Genomic DNA, 19,449 nt, shown 5'->3' with positions numbered 1-19,449 from the left:
GTCTGGCGATAACACCTTTTCTGTGGCGTATCCGTCGTGTCATACGACTTTTAGAGGGATAATTATTTTTCCTTACGTCCCTTGATTAACCGCTATTACGGCCGATATTAAAGATAATGAGTAAAAATAGAGGTTCGATTGCGTTTTCTTCGTATTTAATGAGTTTTTTCCCTTAATCCCACAAATTATTCAGCGTACCACTGCTATTTGCATTAAACTCATTTGTTACAAGCGGATACAATTGTACACAAGGAGACAGGCATGCATCACACCACACCGTTGATCACCACCATTGTCGGGGCACTGGTTCTGGCTTTTCTCCTTGGCATGCTGGCTAATCGCTTACGAATATCTCCGTTAGTCGGCTATTTAATGGCTGGCGTGCTGGCAGGCCCTTTTACGCCCGGTTTTGTCGCTGATACCAACCTCGCTCCCGAACTGGCGGAATTAGGCGTCATTTTGCTGATGTTTGGGGTAGGTCTGCATTTCTCTTTAAAAGATTTGATGTCGGTAAAACACATCGCTATTCCCGGTGCTATTGCGCAAATTGCCGTAGCAACCTTGCTGGGAATGGGTTTGTCGTGGTCGATGGGCTGGTCATTAATGACGGGCTTAGTGTTTGGGCTCTGTCTTTCAACCGCCAGTACCGTGGTGTTACTGCGCGCCTTAGAAGAACGCCAACTGATTGATAGTCAACGCGGGCAAATCGCCATTGGCTGGTTAATCGTCGAAGATTTAGTGATGGTGCTGGCGCTGGTTCTGCTGCCTGCGATTGCCGGAATGTTTGAAGAAGGCAACGCCAGCGCGAGCTTACTTGCCTGGGATCTACTGTTGACCATAGGTAAAGTCGCTGCCTTTATGGTGTTGATGATGGTGGTAGGACGTCGCGCGGTGCCGTGGATCCTTGCCAAAAGTGCCGCAACCGGTTCGCGCGAGCTTTTCACACTCGCGGTGCTGGCGCTGGCGTTGGGCATTGCGTTTGGTGCTGTAGAGTTTTTTGATGTCTCCTTTGCCTTGGGCGCGTTTTTCGCGGGCATGGTGCTGAACGAGTCTGAATTGAGCCACCGTGCCGCACATGACACGCTGCCCCTGCGCGACGCGTTCGCGGTGCTGTTCTTTGTTTCGGTCGGAATGTTGTTTGACCCGATGATTTTAGTGACACAGCCGTTAGCGGTGCTGGGTGCGCTGGTAATTGTTGTGGTGGGTAAATCGGTCGCGGCCTGGTTGCTGGTCACGCTGCTGGGTCATTCACGTCGAACAGCGTTAACCATTTCCGTGAGTCTGGCGCAGATTGGTGAGTTTGCCTTTATTCTCGCAGGGCTCGGTATTTCCCTGAATATCCTGACCGAAGAAGGGCGTAATTTGGTGCTCGCCGCCGCCATTCTGTCCATTATGCTGAATCCTGTTCTCTTTACCTTGCTAGAACGTTACCTGGCAAAAACTGAAACCATGGAAGAGCAAACGCTGGAAGAGGCGATTGAAGAAGAGAAGCAAATTCCGGTCGATATCTGTAATCATGCGGTGATTGTGGGATATGGCCGCGTGGGAAGCCTGATTGGTGAGAAGTTGCTGGAGGCGAATGTGCCGCTGGTGGTGGTAGAAAATTCACGTCCTCGCGTTGAAGCGCTGCGTGAACGCGGCATCAGAGCGGTGCTGGGCAACGCCGCTCGCGCCGAAACTATGGAGCTGGCACGTTTAGACTGCGCCCGTTGGCTGCTGCTGACGATTCCCAATGGCTATGAAGCGGGCGAAGTGGTGGCAGCTGCCCGTGAAAGACATCAAAGCATTGAGATTATCGCGCGGGCACATTATGACGACGAAGTGGAGTACATCATGGAACGGGGCGCAACGCGCGTGGTGATGGGCGAGCGTGAGATTGCCAATAGCATGTTGCTGATGCTCGAACAGGAGATGGCGCAAGATCATCAGGATTTAGCCTGCGAAACTGTACGGGTCACGACCAACAGCTAATCCCCTCTTTAAGGCGAGAAGGTCATTAACAGGACCTTCTCGCACTGACCCGCTTAAATCATCGATCCCAGTAGGACTCTTCCAGGCTATCTTCACGCTCTGGTAAGCCGCGCGTCAGGCGCGGTGAATGCTGGTTCAACACCTGATAACTGACGCGGTTAGCGTATTTACATACTTGCGCCAGCGAAGAGTAAGTCAGATAAGGTCGGGCGTGTTTGCTGGAATTCGCCACTTTAAGACGGTGATAGTTGTTCGCCGTAATGTCGTGTAGCAGAGCCGCCAAAGCACCATCACCCGCACCGTTGGTATTCATGATTTTCTCTGGACCGCCCATATAAGGTGCGATATGAGAGAAAATACGCAGCGGTTGCTGGCAATCCTGCAAACGCATTACGCGGCTGAATTCGTACTGGTTAAACTCTGCAATCGCACCGGGCAGCAACGGATGATTGGTTTTGCGCTTGAATTCGTCTTCGGTATAACCCGCCATGTACAAACCCGTCGGGCCTGCGGTACACAGCACCAGGTCTACCCATTCCAACGCCATATCAGATGCCAGCAGCGGATCCGCTTCGCCAGTTAACGCATAGGCTTCTTCTTCATTCATTGCCACGATAGAGACGTGATCACGTAGGAAATCGCGCCAGAATTGCGGATTATCGCCAATCACGTGTTTAGTCCCTAACGTTAGCACCACCGGCACGTTATGCTTTTTTGCGTACTCAATTGCTTGTAGCGTGGCATGCGGCATCGGCTCGCCCTCTTTGCAACGCACCAGATAGGATGTCAACACCAGCGCCGAGGCACCCGCAATCACCTCTTCCGGGATATTGGCTGGCTGCAACTGGTTCATCTGGCCGGGACTGATAGCAAAGGTGCGTTCGCCCTGCTCGCCGACTAAAGTGAAGCAGCGTCCAATCGCGCCATCAACACCCTGCAGATAGTTGAGATCCATGCGGCTGGAAGTATTGCAAAGATAGCGATAAGCGTAACCGCCAATTTGAATGTTATTACACATCACGCCCAGCAGTACCGAGCGATCATCAGCCAACACGGAAAAATTGTGCAGGGTGTTGCCAATGGTACCGCCCGCAAACTGATGGCTGATCAGCTCTTCACGCATTAACTCGGCGTAGAGCGCTTCAGCAACAGCATCGTCAATCACTAAAGAATGGCCTGCGCTTAAACCGTAGCGAGCTAAAAAGTCATCATCCACTTTGGCTTCGATATCAACCAATGTCTGGTCAATACCCACCACCCAGCTGCCTTCTTCAACGTCGTGTTGAGTGGGTTGCAATAAAGGATCGCGAGCGCTAACAGGGAAATAGTGTTTGGATTTTCGTTTGCCGGGAAATTTCATGAAGGCTGCCGTAGGGGGAAAACAGGCAGAGAATGATATCACACTCTCTGCCTGTGAATTAACGGCGTGCGTTGACCAGCTGCACCATCATGTCGATGTGAGCTTCATCATCGTTTAAAGCTGGGATGTACTCAAACTTCTCACCGCCTGCGTGCATGAAGAACTCGCAGTTTTGCTCGCTGATCTCTTCCAGCGTTTCCAGGCAATCTGCCGAGAAACCAGGACTCATCACTTGAACGTGCTTGACACCTTTGGCCGGGAGGCCTTGCATCGTCTCATCGGTATAAGGCGTCAACCAAGGCTCACGACCAAAACGCGACTGGAAAGTCAGTTTAAACTGGTCGTCACGCAGGCCCAGCGCTTTAGTCAGGGCTGCGGTCGTATCCGCGCAGCGCTGCGGATAGTCATCGCCTTCATCTGCAAAACGTTGTGGAATGCCGTGATAAGACATCACCAGCAGATCGGGCTGACCATGCTTGGCAAAAGAGCGTTCAACCGAGGCTTTTAACGCAGCAATGTAAGCAGGATGCTCAGCATAATCGCGAATGAACTCGACATCAGGCAGCGAGCGGTAATCTTTAAATACCGCGGTTAAGCCGTCCCACACTGCAGCCACGGTGGAGCAGGAAAATTGCGGATAAAGCGGCAGCACGATCAATCGCGTTACGCCCTGCGCCATTAAACTGTCGACGGCACTTTTCAGGCTGGGATTGCCGTAACTCATGCCCAATGCAACCGGCATATCGAGCTTTGCCGCAAGCGCATCACGTTGGCGCTGGCTGAAAACCATCAACGGCGAACCGCCTTCCATCCAGACCGAAGCATACAGTTTTGAGACTTTTGGCGATCGGAATGGCAAAACGACGCCATTGAGGATCGGCCACCAAAGCCAGCGCGGCGTATCGACAACGCGCGGATCGCTCAAAAATTGTTTTAGATAACGTTTAACTGCAGGTGTGGTTGGGGCGTCTGGCGTACCTAAATTTACCAGTAACACGCCGGGCTTATCTTGCCTCATTGCTATTCCTTGACGAATACGGGGGTGCGTGAAAACGAGGGAAATTGTAGCGGAATTAGTGGGAGGTAACAGCGATTACTGCAAAAGGGGCCAGCATAACCAGCCCCAACGCATTTAGCCGAGGATGTTCGCCAGCTCTGCGCTTACTTCAGGCACTTTACGGGTGCCATCAATTTTGTGATAAGCGGTGTTGCCCGCCTCAGCTTCTTTGCTGTAGTAAGCAATCAGCGGCGCGGTCATCTGATGATATTCCACCAGGCGCTTACGCACGGTTTCTTCCTGATCATCTTTACGGGTGGTCAGCTCTTCGCCCGTTACATCATCTTTGCCTTCCACTTTTGGTGGATTAAAGTTGACGTGATAAACGCGGCCAGATGGCGCATGGACGCGACGGCCCACGATGCGTTCAACAATCAGTTCATCCGGTACAGCAAACTCCAGCACGTAATCAACGTTGATGCCGGCATCTTTCATCGCGTCTGCCTGAGGAATGGTGCGTGGGAAACCGTCCAGCAGGAAACCGTTTTTGCAGTCTTCCTGTGTAATACGCTCTTTTACCAGCGCAATCACTAATTCATCGGTAACCAGCTTGCCAGCATCCATAATGGCTTTCGCCTGGTTGCCAAGGTCAGAGCCTGCTTTAACTGCTGCACGCAACATGTCGCCGGTGGAGATTTGCGGGATGCCATATTTCTCCATGATGAATTGGGCCTGAGTCCCCTTACCTGCGCCCGGAGCACCGAGCAGAATAATACGCATTGCGTAAATCCCCTTGCGAATTGCATTGATCTATCTGAGAAGGCGAAGAACATACCATTATGATCCGCGCATCACAAGAAAGGCGCGGATCCTGTCAGGTCTACTTTATTGGCTTTCCTCTCGGATACCTAGCAGCGATTCAACGTTGCGCCTTTTTCAGATTTGTTGCTAGCGGCAAACAAGTTTTGCAGCCGCTTGGACACCTGATGCGTCACATTGACGCTTTTTTTGCCACCGCCGCGCACATTGGCATTGAACTGCAAGCGCTCCAGTTTTGGCCACAACATCATCTCGTCCGAACTCTTTAACGTCGCCAGCAGCGAAGCGGGCAAATAAAAACTGGCAAACGGCAAGCCGGGCTGATGGCTGGAATTCAATATTATCGGCGAGGAGATCGAGACATTATCCACAACCGCAGCGTTATAAGGCCGCCAGTCATCATCGTCCATTCGCTTGAGGGTATGTTGAATCGCACTTTCCAGCGTTAAACCTTGTTCAAACAGGCGCAATTCGCTGCGCACTAACGTGCTGAAATCCTGTGTACGCAGCGCCACCAGCACTAAATCATTCCCTAACTCAGCGTGACGATCAAAACGGGTGACAAACAGCTGAGCCTCATTGATCAGTGACTCATGCAGCATGCTGGCAAAGCTTTCACTGGCATCGGTCACGCCCTGCTTTTGGCAATCGCTCAACGCTCGTATTACGCCGCGCGGCATTTCAATATGCGGAATGAGCGTGATATTGCCTGACATCAGTGGAATAGCGGGCAGTACATTGAGTTCGGTAACAGGATAATGGGAAGCGTAGCGGGTTTGATTACGTGCCTGTTCCTGGCGAAAAAAGAGTTGGGAGAGCAGTATGCGCGCAACATGTAACGACGGAGTAAAGAACAGATCGAACTGCTCTAGTTTATAGAGTCGTGACAATGTGAGGCGCAACCTATCTCGCGCCTTTGAAGCACGCTCAGATGAAGAAGATGAGGAAGCCATCGTACTTTTTTCTCGTGTTTTTGCAGTGTGATGGCGAGCGGCTCGTCTTGAGCAAGGCGGAAATAGCCGATAAAGGCACAGACAAACGCATCAGTCAACCCGCCAGAATTTGCCCTAAAGGGTAGGCCAATGCGGCTGGACTTTAAAATGATATAAACTGACAATCCCTGTTAGGTTTTTACACAGGGGATGAGTATGACCGGGCTACCACCGCTGAGGGCGCTGCACTATTTTCATCAGGCCGCTTTGAACAGCAGCTTTAGTCTGGCGGCCGAACACCTGCACGTCACACATAGCGCTATCAGTCATCAAATACGCCAGCTTGAAAACTGGATGGGCAAGCCGTTATTTGTCCGTTCTAATGGACGCGTCAAATTAACCTCACATGGTGAGCGCTTACTCATCAGTTGCCAGAAAGCCTTCAGCGAATTACACAGCACCAGTGAAAGTATTCGTACTGGCATGCGTCATCATCTTAAAGTTTCCTGTTCACCCAGTTTTCTCTCGCAATGGTTGATTCCACGTATTGCGATATTTTATCAGCGACATCCCGAAATCGACATTCAGTTTCAAGCACTGGCTGACGTTGATCAGTTGCGCAGCGAGCATACTGACGTGTTGATCCTCAGCTACGAGCAGCCACCGGATGGCGATATTGATGCCACCTTGGTTAGCGAAGACTATATTGGCCCGCTCTGCTCGCCACTGTTTGCCCAGCGCTTTCGCAGCGAACAGGATCTGGCAGAATTGCCGCTGCTCCATGCCGATACACGCTTACATGCCTGGTCAGAGTGGGCAAAAGCCGCAGGCGTGCGCGGGAATTTTCGTCCCGGTAAGCATTTTGAAAATCTGACGTTGGGTATTCAGGCGGCACGCAATGGTCTCGGCGTGATCATGGCGCCGCGTTTGCTGGTTCGAAAGGAGCTTGAAGATGGCACGTTGATTGCGCCCATAGGCTTTGTGCGGGTTGAACGCGCCACCTGGATGATGACCAAGCAAGCGCGGCGAAACGATGCCGAGATAAGCCTGTTTCGACATTGGCTCCGCGACGCTGCGCAGCCATAAAAAAAGCCGGTGATGTGCGTCACCGGCTTGTTAGTTTAGGCCGTCAGCAGCTGATTCATGCGACGGATAAACTGGTTCGGATCATCCAGCGTACCGCGCTCAGCCAATAGCGCCTGATCCAGCAGCAGTTCAATCCACTCGCCAAAGTGCGCTTCGTCTTGCGTATCCGCAACGCGTTTGACCAATTGGTGATCCGGGTTGATTTCGAAGATGTATTTCACCTCTGGCACTTCCTGACCCGCAGCCGCGAACAGCTTCGCCATTTGCGTGGTCATTTCATTAGCGTCAGTGGTGACAATCGCTGGCGTGTCGGTTAAGCGATGCGTTAAGCGCACCTCTTTAACACGCTCGCCCAGCAACGTTTTAATGCGCTCAACGAACGGTTCCAGCGCCTTCTCAGCTTCTTTTTGCTCTTCGGTTTCTTCATCGGCCAGCTTGCTTAGCGAATCATCCGCTTTGCTGACAGATTGGAAGGTTTTGCCGTCGAACTCGGTCAGGTAGCTCATCATCCATTCATCGATGCGATCGGAGAGCAGCAGAACCTCAATGCCTTTTTTGCGGAACAGTTCCAGATGCGGGCTGCTCTTCGCTGCGGCATAGCTGTCGGCAGTGATGTAGTAAATCTTCTCCTGCCCTTCTACCATGCGGCTAACATAGTCTTCCAGCGAAATGGTTTGCTCTGCACCTTCGCTCTGCGTGGTTGCAAAGCGCAGCAATTTAGCGATGGTTTGCTGGTTGGTGTTGTCTTCAGCAGGACCTTCTTTCAGCACCAGACCAAACTCTTTCCAGAAGGTCTGATATTTGTCGCTGTCCTCTTTTGCCAGTTTTTCCAGCATTTGCAGCGCACGCTTAGTCAGCGCACCGCGCAGGCTTTGGGTTACGCGGCTGTCTTGCAGAATTTCACGCGAGACGTTCAGCGGCAGATCGTTGGAATCAATCAGGCCACGAACAAAGCGCAGATAGTTCGGCATGAACTGCTCAGCGTCGTCCATGATGAACACGCGCTGTACGTAGAGTTTCAGGCCATGCTTGGTATCGCGGTTCCACATGTCGAATGGCGCACGTGCCGGGATATAGAGCAGGCTGGTGTATTCCTGCTTGCCTTCAACCCGATTATGGCTCCAAATCGCTGGATCGCTGAAGTCATGTGCGATGTGCTTATAGAACTCGGTGTATTCTTCATCGCTGATGTCAGACTTGTTACGCGTCCACAGCGCCTGAGCTTTGTTGATCTTTTCCCAGCTGGTGGTGTCGTTTTCTTCGTCTTTGGTCTCGATTTCAACCGGCAGCGCGATGTGATCAGAGTATTTACCAATGATGTTGCGCACACGCCAGGCATCAAGGAACTCATCCTCACCTTCACGTAAATGCAGCGTGATCTCGGTGCCGCGATCGTCTTTGGTGATATCCGCGAGGGTATATTCACCTTCCCCTGCTGATTCCCAGAACACGCCTTCGTCAGCAGCTGCACCCGCTGCGCGCGTGCGCACGGACACTTTGTCTGCCACGATAAAGGCGGAATAGAAACCGACACCAAACTGGCCGATGAGCTGGCTGTCTTTGACCTGGTCAGAACCCATGGATTCAAGAAACGCTTTGGTACCTGATTTCGCAATCGTACCGAGGTTATCAATCACCTCGTTTCGACGCATACCAATGCCGTTATCGCTCAGCGTAATGGTGCGGTTGTCCTTATCAACAGAGAGACGCACGCGCAAGTCGCCATCACCTTCGTAGAGGCTGGCATCAGACAGCGCACGAAAACGCAGCTTGTCCGCCGCATCTGAGGCGTTGGAAATCAGTTCGCGCAGGAAAATCTCTTTGTTTGAATAGAGAGAATGGATCATCAGGTGCAGAAGTTGTTTTACTTCCGACTGAAAGCCACGGGTCTCTTGTCCTTTCATGGTCATTGCTACCTCAACAAAACAGGTTGAACAAACGTTGAGGAAGATGTGGGGATAAGTACGAGGATTTCAAGCCGGTGTCTTACATAACACCGGCAAGCGTTTAAAATTTAATCTTGTGGCGACCGGCCAGCGAGTGCGACAGGGTGGTGCCATCAACCATTTCAAGTTCGCCGCCCACCGGAACGCCATGGGCGATACGGCTTGCATCGACACCATATTGCCCGCACAGCTCGGCAATATAGTTAGCAGTGGCTTCGCCTTCAACCGTTGGGTTGGTCGCGAGAATCACTTCATTGAGGGTTTCACTCTCTAAGCGCTGTTCAAGGCGATCCAGGCCAATATCCGCCGGGCCAATGCCGTCAAGCGGCGAAAGATGGCCCATCAGCACAAAGTAGCGACCGGCAAATTGCCCGGTTTGCTCAATGGCGTGGATATCTGCCGGGCTTTCCACCACACAGATTTGCCCGTTTTGTTGACGCCGGGGATTGGCGCAAATGGTGCAAATTTCCTGCTCGGTGAACGTGCGGCAATCGGCGCAATGACCGATTTCCGACATGGCCCGTGTAAGCGCCTGCGCCAGCCGCATGCCACCGCTGCGATCGCGCTGCAACAGCTGGAAGGCCATGCGCTGTGCCGATTTCGGCCCAACGCCAGGCAGACAGCGCAGCGATTCCATCAAAGACTCAAGCAGTGGACTGGTTTGCATTAGAACGGCATCTTGAAGCCAGGCGGCAATTGCATGCCTGAAGAGACATCCGCCATCTTCTCTTTCTGGGTTTCATCGATGCGGCGTGCTGCATCGTTGAATGCCGCAGCGATCAGATCTTCCAGCATGTCTTTGTCATCTTCCAACAGACTTGGATCGACTTCAACGCGGCGACAGTTATGCGCACCGTTGATGGTGACTTTTACCAGACCCGCGCCTGATTCACCGGTGACTTCCAGTGCAGCGATCTCTTCCTGAACTTTGGCCATTTTGTCTTGCATCTGCTGGGCCTGTTTCATCAGGTTACCCAATCCGCCTTTACCAAACATAGTTTTCTCTCTCAGCTGTGGCCACAACGCTATCCATTGGACAGCGGCAGCGTGATCAAACGGGTCGGATACTTTCTTCATCCAGATCGGCATCGAAAAAGCGACGCAGCGTCTGAATGTGAGTATCGCTGGTGATCGACTGACGCGCTTGCGCCAGCTTCTCTTCGTAAATGGCCTGACGCCACTCCAGTGGCGTCAACACCGTAGAATTATCGTCTTCAATGACCGACAGTTCAACTGTCTGTCCGGCTGCCTGACTTAACGCTGCGCTTAATGCCTGCTGCGCAGCGGTAGAATTCAAATGGCGCTGGCTGGAACGGAGGTGCAAACAAACACCATTCTCAGTGGTTTCCTTCCATGCATTCAAGGCTAACTGCTGTACTAGCTTAGGCAACTGCAGGGTGGCGATTTCGGCAGCCCAACTGTCACGCTGCAACGCCTCTTCCGCCAGCCGTGCCGCCAGCTCAGGGGTTTTCTCATGCTCAAGCGCAGAACGCAAGGCTTTTGGCGTAGCGACGGGTTCGGCAATTTCCACCGTCTGGTTCTGCGATTTCCAGCGATAGGCCTCTTTTTTTACCGGAGCGGCAGGCGCGCTATCTCGCATGCGCTGCTGGCTTCGCTCAGTGACTGAAGCCAGCCGCTCCAGCGCGGAGTTGGCCGGCCGCGCTCCAGGCGCCGCCGGCTCACTCTTTTTTGGTTTGTTCGCTCCCTGGCGCAACAGTTGCGTGCGCGCCTGCAGGAGCTGACTGGTGGAACTGGATAAAGAGGGATCCGGTGCCGCCGCTGGCGACGTTTCATGATGCTGCGTTGCAGGTGCAGCATCAGGCGGTGCCATTTGTGGCTGTGCCGCCGTCGGTTGTGGCTGCGACTTTGCAGTTTGCGGCTGCGCGGGCGCACGTTGCGGCTGCAAATTGGCGGCTTGAGGCTGTACCGGCGGGTTTTGTGGCTGTACTTCTGCCGGTTGCGCCATCAAGGCTGGACGTGCTACCGGATCAGCCACCTGCGCTTTAGGGTGAAAAGCCAGCGCACGCAGCAGCGTCATTTCAACGCCCATGCGGCGATCGGGCGCAATCGGTAAATCTTTGCGTCCCATTAACAAGGTTTGGTAATAAAGCTGCACATCCGCTGGCGGCACGACGCGCGCCAGTTCACGCAAACGCTGCGCATTGCTCTCTTCATCATCATTTAATGATGTCGGCAGCAATTGCACCATGGCAATGCGATGCAGTAAACGCAGCATTTCAACCAGCAGAGCTTCCCACTCCACACCGCGCGACGCCGCCTGGTTCAACAGCGACATCACCTCTTCACCGTTGCCATCAACCACGGCCTCGATCAGTCCCAACGGCTGTTCGCCATCAAGCGTGCCCAGCATGGTGCTGACGGTTGCGCTGGTTACTGCACCTTGCCCCATCGCAATCGCCTGATCGGTTAGGCTCAGCGCATCGCGCATACTGCCATCCGCAGCGCGGGCTAAAAGCTGCAGCGCGCGCGGTTCACTTTCGATCTGTTCTTGCTGTAGAACATGGTCAAGCTGCTGGCGGATTTGATCGACATCCAGCGCCTTGAGATGAAATTGCAGACAGCGAGAAAGAATGGTCACCGGCAGTTTTTGCGGATCGGTGGTTGCCAGCAGAAATTTAACGTGTGATGGCGGCTCTTCCAGCGTTTTTAACAGCGCGTTAAAGCTGTGACGCGAAAGCATGTGCACTTCATCGATCAAATAGACTTTGAAGCGGCCACGCGCCGGTGCGTACTGAACGTTATCGAGCAGATCGCGGGTGTCTTCCACTTTGGTGCGCGAAGCCGCATCGATCTCAATCAGATCAACGAATCGGCCCTGTTCAATCTCGCGACAATTATTGCACTGGCCGCACGGCGTCGCGGTAATACCCGTTTCGCAGTTAAGACCTTTGGCCAACAGACGCGCAATGGTGGTTTTCCCTACCCCGCGCGTGCCGGAGAAGAGATAAGCATGATGGATACGTCCCAGAGACAATCCATTCGCCAGCGCCGTCAGAACATGTTCCTGACCAACAACATCAGCAAAAGCCTGGGGACGCCATTTTCGCGCAAGTACCTGATAGCTCATGTGGATTCGACGAATTTGGATGGAAAGGTGAGCGCAGAGATCTGCAACTCCTGTATATCGTTGCAGTAGTCTAACAGCGAGAAATGCATCTGCCTATCACTGGTTATCTCAGTGAAGCGTGTGAAGACCTCGCCTTGCGGCAAGGCCTGCAGAATCGTTTAGTGGCCGGGGAAGTTGACCAGACTGTAGCACTCTACGCCAAGCGCTTTTAGGCGGGTTTCGCCCGTTAAATCAAACAGGTTAATGATGAAAGCGGCATCCGTAACTTCACCACCGGCACGACGAATCAATTTCACTGTCGCTTCAATGGTGCCGCCGGTTGCCAGTAGATCATCAACCACTAACACCACATCGCCCGGTTGGATAGCATCTTTGTGCAGTTCCAGTTGGTCGGTGCCGTATTCCAGCTCATAGGTTTCGCTGTAAGTTTCGCGCGGCAGTTTGCCCGGTTTACGCACGGGGACAAATCCCACGCCCAAACCTAACGCCACTGGCGCACCAAACAGAAAACCACGCGCTTCGGTTCCTACAACTTTAGTGATGCCTTTGTTGCGATAACGCTCGACCAGCAGCGCAATTGACGCCGCATAGGCTTTTGGATCTTCCAGCAAACTGGTGACGTCACGAAACAGGATGCCCGGTTTCGGATAATCAGAAATGCTTTTGATGCTGTTTTTAATGTATTCAAGCTGCTGCGCAGTGTCGGTCATAATGTTACGCCTGGTAAAAAATTCTGTTTCGCGCAGCTTCTATAGCGCCAATACCTATTAAAAGGCTCAGCGGGAGAGTATTCACAAGGGAAAGCCACGCACGAAGACGCCCAAATCTAAGCAAATGGCCGGATAAATGCAACTTTATCGCGGTGTCTGCGGCGGATCCGCCGTTTCTGCCACCACCGGAATACGCCACATAAATGCCACCAGCAACGCTAACATCACCAATAGCATGATACGTACCCACACGATTTTCACCAAAAAAATGGAAACGCTAAAGGTAAGAACAATCAGTAAGATAGCGCGACCTTTCGTGCCTGGCGGCATGGCTCGATGTTGATCCCAGTGGCGAAGATAACGGCCAAAGGGTGAGCGCCACAGCAGCCAGTGATGAAAGCGGGGTGAAGAACGGGCAAAGCACCAAGCCGCCAAGAGCATAAATGGCGTGGTAGGTAATAAAGGTAATACAATACCCAATGTGCCCAGCACAATTGCCAGCCAGCCGAGGGTTAATAACACAATGCGTTGCATGAATGCCGCCCAAAAATTCCTGAGTTCGCACACGTTAGCACAATTGGCTGGCGGATTATGAGCCTCAGTTCCGTTCATCAGCGACTGCATCATTGCATTCTTAGCTTGCGTGAAGAGATTGCCCGCCATCCCGATGGACGCTGTCGTCAACCACGCTTCGACAGTCAACTCTTCCGTGCTAAAGGCACAAGACTGGCCGACTATCTGCAAGAAATTGAGCAAAATTTTCAGCGATTGTGTACAGAGGCAGAGGATCTGACTCGAAGTGCCTGGTTAGCTGAACGTTTGGTAGATCAAATCGCAGCCCTGCAACGAGAAGCGAGTACCCAGCAAATTCGCACCTGGCGCGAGCGACCGCAGCGGAATCTGCGAGAATCCAAATATCAGGAATATCGTGAGTATGAGCGACGATTGCAGGCCATGATCGATCAGCGCGAGCAGCGCATGGCGTTGGCTGAAACCCTGGCGGTACAGCAGCAGTTGAAAAAAGATTTGGAAATTCTTGAAGGCAGAATGGCGCGTTGTCGACAGGCTATCCGTTCTGTTGAATGGGCGTTATCGCTGCGTAATGGCAGTGAAAGCGAATAAAACGTCCCGGCAATGTCTGCTTCTATTATTAAGAGCGATACGCTGGCATAAGAGATGGGACAGTAACGACGCCCCCTGTTAAGGAGAGATTATGTCTTTGGAAAATGCCCCTGACGACGTCAAGCTGGCGGTGGATTTGATTCAACTTTTGGAAGAGCATCAGCTTCCAGTAGAAACGGTGCTCTCAGCATTGGCCATGGTACAACGCGATTTTGAAAGAAAACGCGACAACAGCCATTCTGATTAAACGTTAACGGTTAAGGTTGGGCTTAGCCGTAACATATCAATAAATGCTTCAACCAGTTGTGTGGCATCACCGGCTAAATCGAAGCTTTCCGGCGTAAATAACCAGCTTTCCATCATTCCATTAACGTAACCGCGCATAATAAGCGCTGCCTGACGCGTGTTAAGATGCGGCGACAGCTGTTCTGCTTCAATACACTGACGCAGAACGTCTTCTATTTTTTCGTAACACTCAAGCAGTAAACTCTGCTGAATGTTTTTCAGGGCCGCCATTTCACCGACGAATTCGCACTTATGGAATATGATCTCCATCAAGGCGCGGCGTTGTGGATCCTTTGCTGTTGCTTCAAAGATATAGACTAACATCGCCCTTAAAACAGAAAGTGGATCGCCCGGGTATTTTGTCTGATACTCAAGTTCCACATCATCAAGCCCGGCGTCGCATCGCAACCAGATTTCATGCAAGACATCAGCTTTATTTTTGAAATGCCAGTAAATGGCACCGCGCGTGACATTAGCGGCTGCGGCGATATCTGCTAATGAGGTGGCAGAAACACCCTGTTGTGAAAACAGAATAATGGCGGCATCAAGAATTTGATGTCGAGTTTCAAGTGCTTGCGCTTTGGTTTTTCGTGCCATAGGTAACTTTTTTTACAAACAGGCAAGTTTACATACATTTGTGAATGTATGTACCATAGCACGACCCGCGATCTGACGCAGCAATGGGTTTTTCGGTTTGTGATCCATTGATCATTTGATATCGAACTCTAGAGGTTTATTTATGAATAAAATCAGAGGATTATCGCCTCTGGCGGCCGTCCTGATGTTATCAGGCAGCTTTTTGTTAACAGGATGTGATGATGGTAAATCCCAACAAGCCGCCCAGCAACAACCTCCTGAAGTAGGTGTTGTCACGTTAAAAAACGAACCTTTAAAAATTTCTACCGAATTACCGGGCAGGACTTCCGCGTATCGCGTAGCTGAAGTTCGGCCTCAAGTTTCCGGTATTATTCTGAAGCGTAATTTTGTTGAAGGCAGTGATGTAAAAGCGGGTCAATCGCTTTATCAAATCGATCCTGCAACTTATCAAGCCGCTTATAACAGCGCCAAAGGCGATTTGTCTCAGGCTGAAGCTAATGCGCGCATTGCTCAGCTCACGGTGAAACGTTACAAGCCTCTGCTGGGTACTAAGTACATCAGTCAGCAAAACTATGACACCGCGGTTGCGACTGCTGCGCAGAATGATGCTGCAGTTCAAGTGGCAAAAGCCAACGTCGAAACAGCGCGTATCAATCTCGCTTACACCAAAGTGACTTCGCCTATCAGCGGCCGTATCGGTAAATCTTCCGTTACGGAAGGTGCATTGGTGCAAAGCGCGCAAACTACCGCGCTGGCTACCGTGCAGCAGCTTGACCCGATGTATGTTGATGTCACGCAATCCAGCGACGATTTCCTGCGCCTGCGTGGAGAACTGGAGTCAGGCAAGCTGAAACAGATTGACGGTAAAGCAAACGTCACCCTGTTGATGCAAGATGGCAGCAGCTTTTCTCAACCTGGCACACTGGAATTCTCTGACGTAACCGTCGACGAAACCACTGGCTCTATCACCTTGCGTGCGATTTTCCCAAATCCACAACATTCATTGTTGCCGGGCATGTTTGTACGTGCACGTTTGGATGAAGGAACCAACCCAGAAGCCTTGCTGGTACCGCAACAAGCGGTAACGCGTACGCCAACCGGTCAGGCGACGGTAATGGTGGTGGGCTCTGACAATAAAGTCGAATCACGTACCGTGAATGCCGCTCAGGCCATTGGCGACAAATGGCTGGTGACGGACGGTGTTAAATCGGGCGAACGCGTGATTACGACAGGTCTGCAACGTGCAAAACCGGGCGCACAGGTTACGCCACAAGAAGTCTCAGACGATGCTAAAGCTGCACCTGACTCGCAATCGCAGTCTCAGTCTGAAAAATCATCGTCATAACAGGAGCCGTTGATACATGGCTAAGTTCTTTATCGATCGACCCATCTTTGCGTGGGTCCTCGCCATCATCATCATGTTGGCGGGTGTGCTATCGATTCTCAAACTGCCGATAGAGCAATATCCCAATGTTGCGCCGCCGGCAATTGAGATTCAGGCCACCTACCCAGGTGCGGATGCGAAAACGCTGCAGGATTCGGTAACGCAGGTTATCGAGCAAAATATGAACGGCATTGACGGACTGATGTACATGTCCTCAAGCAGTGATTCATCCGGTACGCTGACGCTGACAATCTCTTTCCAGTCTGGAACTGACGCAGATATTGCCCAGGTCCAGGTGCAGAACAAACTGCAACTGGCAATGCCTCTGCTTCCGCAGGAAGTGCAGCAACAAGGGATTCAGGTTAAGAAATCCTCCAGCAGCTTCCTGATGGTGGCCGGTTTCATTAGTGATGACGACAGCATGACGCAGAATGATATTTCTGATTATGTTGCCTCCAACATTAAAGATCCGATCAGCCGTACTACAGGTGTTGGTGATACGCAGGTGTTTGGTGCGCAGTACGCTATGCGTATCTGGATGGACCCGCATAAGCTGAATAACTATCAGCTGACGCCGGTTGATGTGATCAGCGCGTTGGATACACAGAATGCTCAGGTTGCAGCAGGTCAGTTAGGTGGAACGCCACCTGCGCCAGGCCAGCAACTTAACGCATCAATCATCGCGCAAACTCGCTTAACGTCTACCGATGAGTTCGGCAAAATCCTGCTGAAAGTGAATCCCGATGGCTCACAGGTGCGTTTACGTGATGTGGCGAAAATTGAACTCGGCGGTGAAAACTACGAGATCATCGCACGTTACAACGGCAAACCCGCATCCGGTATCGGTATCAAACTGGCAACCGGTGCTAACGCACTGGATACCGCAGATGCGGTAAAACAAGAACTGGCGAAGCTGCAACCGTTCTTCCCTGCTGGCATGAAAGTGGTTTATCCGTACGACACCACACCATTCGTTAAAATTTCCATCTTTGAAGTGGTGAAAACCCTGATGGAAGCGATCGTACTGGTGTTCCTGGTCATGTATCTGTTCCTGCAAAACTTCCGCGCCACGTTGATCCCAACGATTGCGGTGCCGGTGGTGTTGCTGGGTACATTTGCCATTATCAGTGCGTTTGGTTATTCGATAAACACCCTGACGATGTTCGGGATGGTGCTCGCCATCGGCTTGCTGGTGGATGATGCCATCGTAGTGGTTGAGAACGTTGAGCGCGTGATGGCGGAAGAGGGATTACCGCCAAAAGAAGCGACCAAACGTTCGATGGAGCAGATTCAGGGCGCGCTGGTGGGTATCGCGCTGGTACTGTCAGCGGTATTCGTACCGATGGCGTTCTTTGGCGGTTCAACCGGCGTAATTTATCGTCAGTTCTCCATTACCATCGTATCGGCTATGGCCCTTTCGGTGCTGGTGGCGTTGATTCTGACGCCTGCGCTTTGTGCCACCATGCTGAAACCCATCAAAAAAGGGGACCACGGCAAAACCACTGGTTTCTTCGGTTGGTTTAACCGTCTGTTCGACAAGAGCACCAACCACTACGTTGACAGTGTGGGTCACATCGTTCGCAGCACCGGTCGCTATTTAGTGATTTATCTGGTGATTGTGGTTGGCATGGCTTTCCTGTTCTTACGTCTACCCTCCTCCTTCCTGCCGGAAGAAGATCAGGGCTTGCTGTTAGCTCAGGCATCGTTGCCTGCGGGTGCCACGCAAGAACGTACCCAGAAAGTGCTGGATCAGGTGACGGATTACTTCCTGACCAAAGAGAAAGACAGCGTTAACTCCGTATTTACCGTCAATGGCTTTGGTTTCGCAGGCCGTGGCCAGAATACCGGTATTGCGTTTGTCAGCCTCAAGCCTTGGGATGAACGTGGAAACAGTGATTTGAAAGTCCCTGCCATCGCCGGACGTGCGATGAAAGCGTTGGGTGCGATCAAAGATGCCATGGTAATTCCATTTAACCTGCCCGCAATTATCGAATTGGGTAACGCTACTGGCTTCGACTTTGAACTGATCGATCAGGGCAACCTGGGTCACGATAAGTTAACCGAAGCGCGTAACCAGCTGTTTGGTATGATTGCACAGCACTCTGACACGCTGGTTGGTGTGCGTCCGAACGGGTTAGAAGATACACCGCAGTACAAACTGACCATCGATCAGGAAAAAGCACAGGCGTTGGGCGTGTCGTTGAGCGACATCAACACCACACTGGCTGCATCTTGGGGCGGTTCCTACGTCAATGACTTTATTGACCGTGGCCGCGTGAAGAAAGTGTATGTGATGGGTAAAGCTGATTCACGTATGCTGCCGGATGACATCAGCAAATGGTACGTGCGCAACAGCAGCGGAACCATGGTGCCCTTCTCGGCCTTCTCATCGGCGAAGTGGCAATACGGTTCTCCGCGTCTGGAACGCTATAACGGTCTGCCTGCGATGGAAATCCTTGGTCAGCCTGCGCCAGGTAAAAGTTCTGGTGAAGCGATGAACCTGATGGAAGAGTTAGCGTCGAAGCTGCCAACCGGCATCGGCTATGACTGGACCGGCATGTCCTACCAGGAACGTTTATCAGGAAACCAGGCACCGGCGCTGTATGCTATCTCGCTGATTGTGGTTTTCCTCTGTCTCGCCGCCTTGTATGAGAGCTGGTCGATTCCGTTCTCAGTCATGCTGGTGGTACCGCTCGGGGTGGTAGGTGCGCTGCTCTTCACTACGCTACGTGGCTTGAGTAATGACGTCTACTTTGTAGTGGGGTTACTGACAACCGTTGGCCTCTCGGCTAAGAACGCCATCTTGATCGTCGAATTCGCGAAGGATTTGATGGATAAAGAGGGCAAAGGCTTGATTGAATCGACGCTGGAAGCATCACGTATGCGTCTGCGTCCAATCCTGATGACCTCGCTTGCCTTTATCCTTGGCGTAATGCCTCTGGCGATCAGTACAGGCGCGGGTTCCGGTGCACAGAACGCAGTAGGTACAGGCGTAATGGGCGGCATGGTAACGGCTACCGCGCTGGCTATCTTCTTTGTTCCGGTATTCTTTGTCGTGGTGCGTCGCCGCTTCGGCAAGAACAAAGCCGAAATTGAAAAAGGCCATCCGGTCGAACATACCCAATCACACTAAGGTGTGATGCTAAAAAGGC

Annotated in this window: 17 protein-coding genes and 1 other annotated feature; of the genes, 6 read left to right on the top strand and 11 right to left on the bottom strand. The window is 52.1% G+C overall.

What is annotated here, in order from left to right; translation table 11 throughout:
- Window positions 1-261 precede the first annotated feature (261 nt).
- Window positions 262-1,971, top strand: coding sequence for a YbaL family putative K(+) efflux transporter (ybaL, locus tag ACF2G4_RS00825; protein WP_409075329.1), 1,710 nt, complete (start codon window positions 262-264; stop codon window positions 1,969-1,971).
- A gap of 58 nt (window positions 1,972-2,029) precedes the next feature.
- On the opposite strand, the gene ACF2G4_RS00820 is transcribed toward ybaL, so the two are convergent.
- The 4 genes from ACF2G4_RS00820 to ACF2G4_RS00805 all read right to left on the bottom strand — a co-directional run bounded on the left by ACF2G4_RS00820 (window position 2,030) and on the right by ACF2G4_RS00805 (window position 6,100).
- A complete protein-coding gene (locus tag ACF2G4_RS00820) occupies window positions 2,030-3,331 on the bottom strand; it encodes an inosine/guanosine kinase (protein ID WP_409075328.1) in 1,302 nt (433 codons plus the stop codon).
- Window positions 3,332-3,389: 58 nt separating this feature from the next.
- Complete coding sequence (hemH, locus tag ACF2G4_RS00815) at window positions 3,390-4,349, bottom strand: ferrochelatase (protein WP_332625355.1); 960 nt, start codon at window positions 4,347-4,349, stop codon at window positions 3,390-3,392.
- 114 nt (window positions 4,350-4,463) lie between these two features.
- On the bottom strand, window positions 4,464-5,108 hold the full coding sequence (gene adk, locus ACF2G4_RS00810; RefSeq protein ID WP_215847409.1) for an adenylate kinase: 645 nt from the start codon (window positions 5,106-5,108) through the stop codon (window positions 4,464-4,466).
- Between the two features lie 128 nt (window positions 5,109-5,236).
- Window positions 5,237-6,100, bottom strand: a complete 864-nt coding sequence (locus ACF2G4_RS00805) for a DUF6024 family protein (protein ID WP_409075327.1) — start codon at window positions 6,098-6,100, stop codon at window positions 5,237-5,239.
- Window positions 6,101-6,295: 195 nt separating this feature from the next.
- Here ACF2G4_RS00805 and ACF2G4_RS00800 point away from each other — a divergent pair, with 195 nt between their 5' ends.
- Entirely contained in the window at window positions 6,296-7,165 is an 870-nt protein-coding gene (locus ACF2G4_RS00800; protein ID WP_409075326.1) for a LysR substrate-binding domain-containing protein, read from the top strand.
- A gap of 35 nt (window positions 7,166-7,200) precedes the next feature.
- Here ACF2G4_RS00800 and htpG read toward each other — a convergent pair whose 3' ends face one another.
- The 6 genes from htpG to ACF2G4_RS00770 form a co-directional block, all read right to left on the bottom strand.
- Entirely contained in the window at window positions 7,201-9,075 is a 1,875-nt protein-coding gene (gene htpG / locus ACF2G4_RS00795) for a molecular chaperone HtpG (RefSeq protein ID WP_243078384.1), read from the bottom strand.
- A 97-nt stretch (window positions 9,076-9,172) separates the two neighbouring features.
- Window positions 9,173-9,778 (bottom strand): recombination mediator RecR, encoded by a 606-nt coding sequence (gene recR / locus ACF2G4_RS00790; RefSeq protein ID WP_215847411.1) that lies wholly within the window; start codon window positions 9,776-9,778, stop codon window positions 9,173-9,175.
- Window positions 9,778-10,107: a YbaB/EbfC family nucleoid-associated protein gene (locus ACF2G4_RS00785; protein WP_215848326.1), complete on the bottom strand. Its 330-nt coding sequence runs from the start codon at window positions 10,105-10,107 to the stop codon at window positions 9,778-9,780. The genes recR and ACF2G4_RS00785 overlap by 1 nt, the downstream gene beginning before the upstream one ends.
- 55 nt (window positions 10,108-10,162) lie before the next feature.
- Window positions 10,163-12,199 (bottom strand): DNA polymerase III subunit gamma/tau, encoded by a 2,037-nt coding sequence (gene dnaX / locus ACF2G4_RS00780; RefSeq protein ID WP_409075325.1) that lies wholly within the window; start codon window positions 12,197-12,199, stop codon window positions 10,163-10,165.
- Window positions 10,760-10,821, bottom strand: a sequence feature (DnaX frameshifting element). (Overlaps the previous gene by 62 nt.)
- A gap of 158 nt (window positions 12,200-12,357) precedes the next feature.
- Window positions 12,358-12,909 carry an adenine phosphoribosyltransferase gene (gene apt / locus ACF2G4_RS00775; protein ID WP_215847412.1) on the bottom strand — a complete coding sequence of 184 codons (552 nt, stop codon included), beginning with the start codon at window positions 12,907-12,909 and terminating at the stop codon, window positions 12,358-12,360.
- A 144-nt stretch (window positions 12,910-13,053) separates the two neighbouring features.
- Window positions 13,054-13,443, bottom strand: a complete 390-nt coding sequence (locus ACF2G4_RS00770) for a DUF454 family protein (protein WP_215847413.1) — start codon at window positions 13,441-13,443, stop codon at window positions 13,054-13,056.
- 57 nt (window positions 13,444-13,500) lie between these two features.
- Here ACF2G4_RS00770 and priC point away from each other — a divergent pair, with 57 nt between their 5' ends.
- Both priC and rsmS read left to right on the top strand, forming a co-directional pair.
- A complete protein-coding gene (priC, locus tag ACF2G4_RS00765; protein WP_409075324.1) occupies window positions 13,501-14,031 on the top strand; it encodes a primosomal replication protein PriC in 531 nt (176 codons plus the stop codon).
- Window positions 14,032-14,122: 91 nt separating this feature from the next.
- Window positions 14,123-14,278 (top strand): pleiotropic regulatory protein RsmS, encoded by a 156-nt coding sequence (gene rsmS, locus ACF2G4_RS00760; protein ID WP_243078387.1) that lies wholly within the window; start codon window positions 14,123-14,125, stop codon window positions 14,276-14,278.
- Here rsmS and acrR read toward each other — a convergent pair.
- Window positions 14,275-14,913, bottom strand: a complete 639-nt coding sequence (gene acrR, locus ACF2G4_RS00755) for a multidrug efflux transporter transcriptional repressor AcrR (RefSeq protein ID WP_215847416.1) — start codon at window positions 14,911-14,913, stop codon at window positions 14,275-14,277. The genes rsmS and acrR overlap by 4 nt on opposite strands.
- Before the next feature lie 142 nt (window positions 14,914-15,055).
- On the opposite strand from acrR, the gene ACF2G4_RS00750 reads away from it, so the two are divergent.
- Together ACF2G4_RS00750 and ACF2G4_RS00745 are read left to right on the top strand one after the other, a co-directional pair.
- Window positions 15,056-16,258 carry an efflux RND transporter periplasmic adaptor subunit gene (locus ACF2G4_RS00750; protein WP_409075323.1) on the top strand — a complete coding sequence of 401 codons (1,203 nt, stop codon included), beginning with the start codon at window positions 15,056-15,058 and terminating at the stop codon, window positions 16,256-16,258.
- A gap of 16 nt (window positions 16,259-16,274) precedes the next feature.
- A complete protein-coding gene (locus ACF2G4_RS00745; RefSeq protein ID WP_409075322.1) occupies window positions 16,275-19,430 on the top strand; it encodes an efflux RND transporter permease subunit in 3,156 nt (1,051 codons plus the stop codon).
- Window positions 19,431-19,449 lie beyond the last annotated feature (19 nt).

The organism is Pantoea phytostimulans (assembly GCF_046118715.1).
Classification (GTDB): Bacteria; Pseudomonadota; Gammaproteobacteria; order Enterobacterales; family Enterobacteriaceae; genus Pantoea; species Pantoea phytostimulans.
Note: the sequence above shows the minus strand (reverse complement) of the source record. Positions and strands in the feature narration are given on the sequence as shown.

Bases quoted from the DNA above. Each gene is read 5' to 3' on its own strand.
- ybaL (WP_409075329.1), top strand. From the start codon at position 262: ATGCATCACACCACACCGTTGATCACCACCATTGTCGGGGCACTGGTT.
- ACF2G4_RS00820 (WP_409075328.1), bottom strand. From the start codon at position 3,331: ATGAAATTTCCCGGCAAACGAAAATCCAAACACTATTTCCCTGTTAGC.
- hemH (WP_332625355.1), bottom strand. From the start codon at position 4,349: ATGAGGCAAGATAAGCCCGGCGTGTTACTGGTAAATTTAGGTACGCCA.
- adk (WP_215847409.1), bottom strand. From the start codon at position 5,108: ATGCGTATTATTCTGCTCGGTGCTCCGGGCGCAGGTAAGGGGACTCAG.
- ACF2G4_RS00805 (WP_409075327.1), bottom strand. From the start codon at position 6,100: ATGGCTTCCTCATCTTCTTCATCTGAGCGTGCTTCAAAGGCGCGAGAT.
- ACF2G4_RS00800 (WP_409075326.1), top strand. From the start codon at position 6,296: ATGACCGGGCTACCACCGCTGAGGGCGCTGCACTATTTTCATCAGGCC.
- htpG (WP_243078384.1), bottom strand. From the start codon at position 9,075: ATGACCATGAAAGGACAAGAGACCCGTGGCTTTCAGTCGGAAGTAAAA.
- recR (WP_215847411.1), bottom strand. From the start codon at position 9,778: ATGCAAACCAGTCCACTGCTTGAGTCTTTGATGGAATCGCTGCGCTGT.
- ACF2G4_RS00785 (WP_215848326.1), bottom strand. From the start codon at position 10,107: ATGTTTGGTAAAGGCGGATTGGGTAACCTGATGAAACAGGCCCAGCAG.
- dnaX (WP_409075325.1), bottom strand. From the start codon at position 12,199: ATGAGCTATCAGGTACTTGCGCGAAAATGGCGTCCCCAGGCTTTTGCT.
- apt (WP_215847412.1), bottom strand. From the start codon at position 12,909: ATGACCGACACTGCGCAGCAGCTTGAATACATTAAAAACAGCATCAAA.
- ACF2G4_RS00770 (WP_215847413.1), bottom strand. From the start codon at position 13,443: ATGCAACGCATTGTGTTATTAACCCTCGGCTGGCTGGCAATTGTGCTG.
- priC (WP_409075324.1), top strand. From the start codon at position 13,501: ATGAGCCTCAGTTCCGTTCATCAGCGACTGCATCATTGCATTCTTAGC.
- rsmS (WP_243078387.1), top strand. From the start codon at position 14,123: ATGTCTTTGGAAAATGCCCCTGACGACGTCAAGCTGGCGGTGGATTTG.
- acrR (WP_215847416.1), bottom strand. From the start codon at position 14,913: ATGGCACGAAAAACCAAAGCGCAAGCACTTGAAACTCGACATCAAATT.
- ACF2G4_RS00750 (WP_409075323.1), top strand. From the start codon at position 15,056: ATGAATAAAATCAGAGGATTATCGCCTCTGGCGGCCGTCCTGATGTTA.
- ACF2G4_RS00745 (WP_409075322.1), top strand. From the start codon at position 16,275: ATGGCTAAGTTCTTTATCGATCGACCCATCTTTGCGTGGGTCCTCGCC.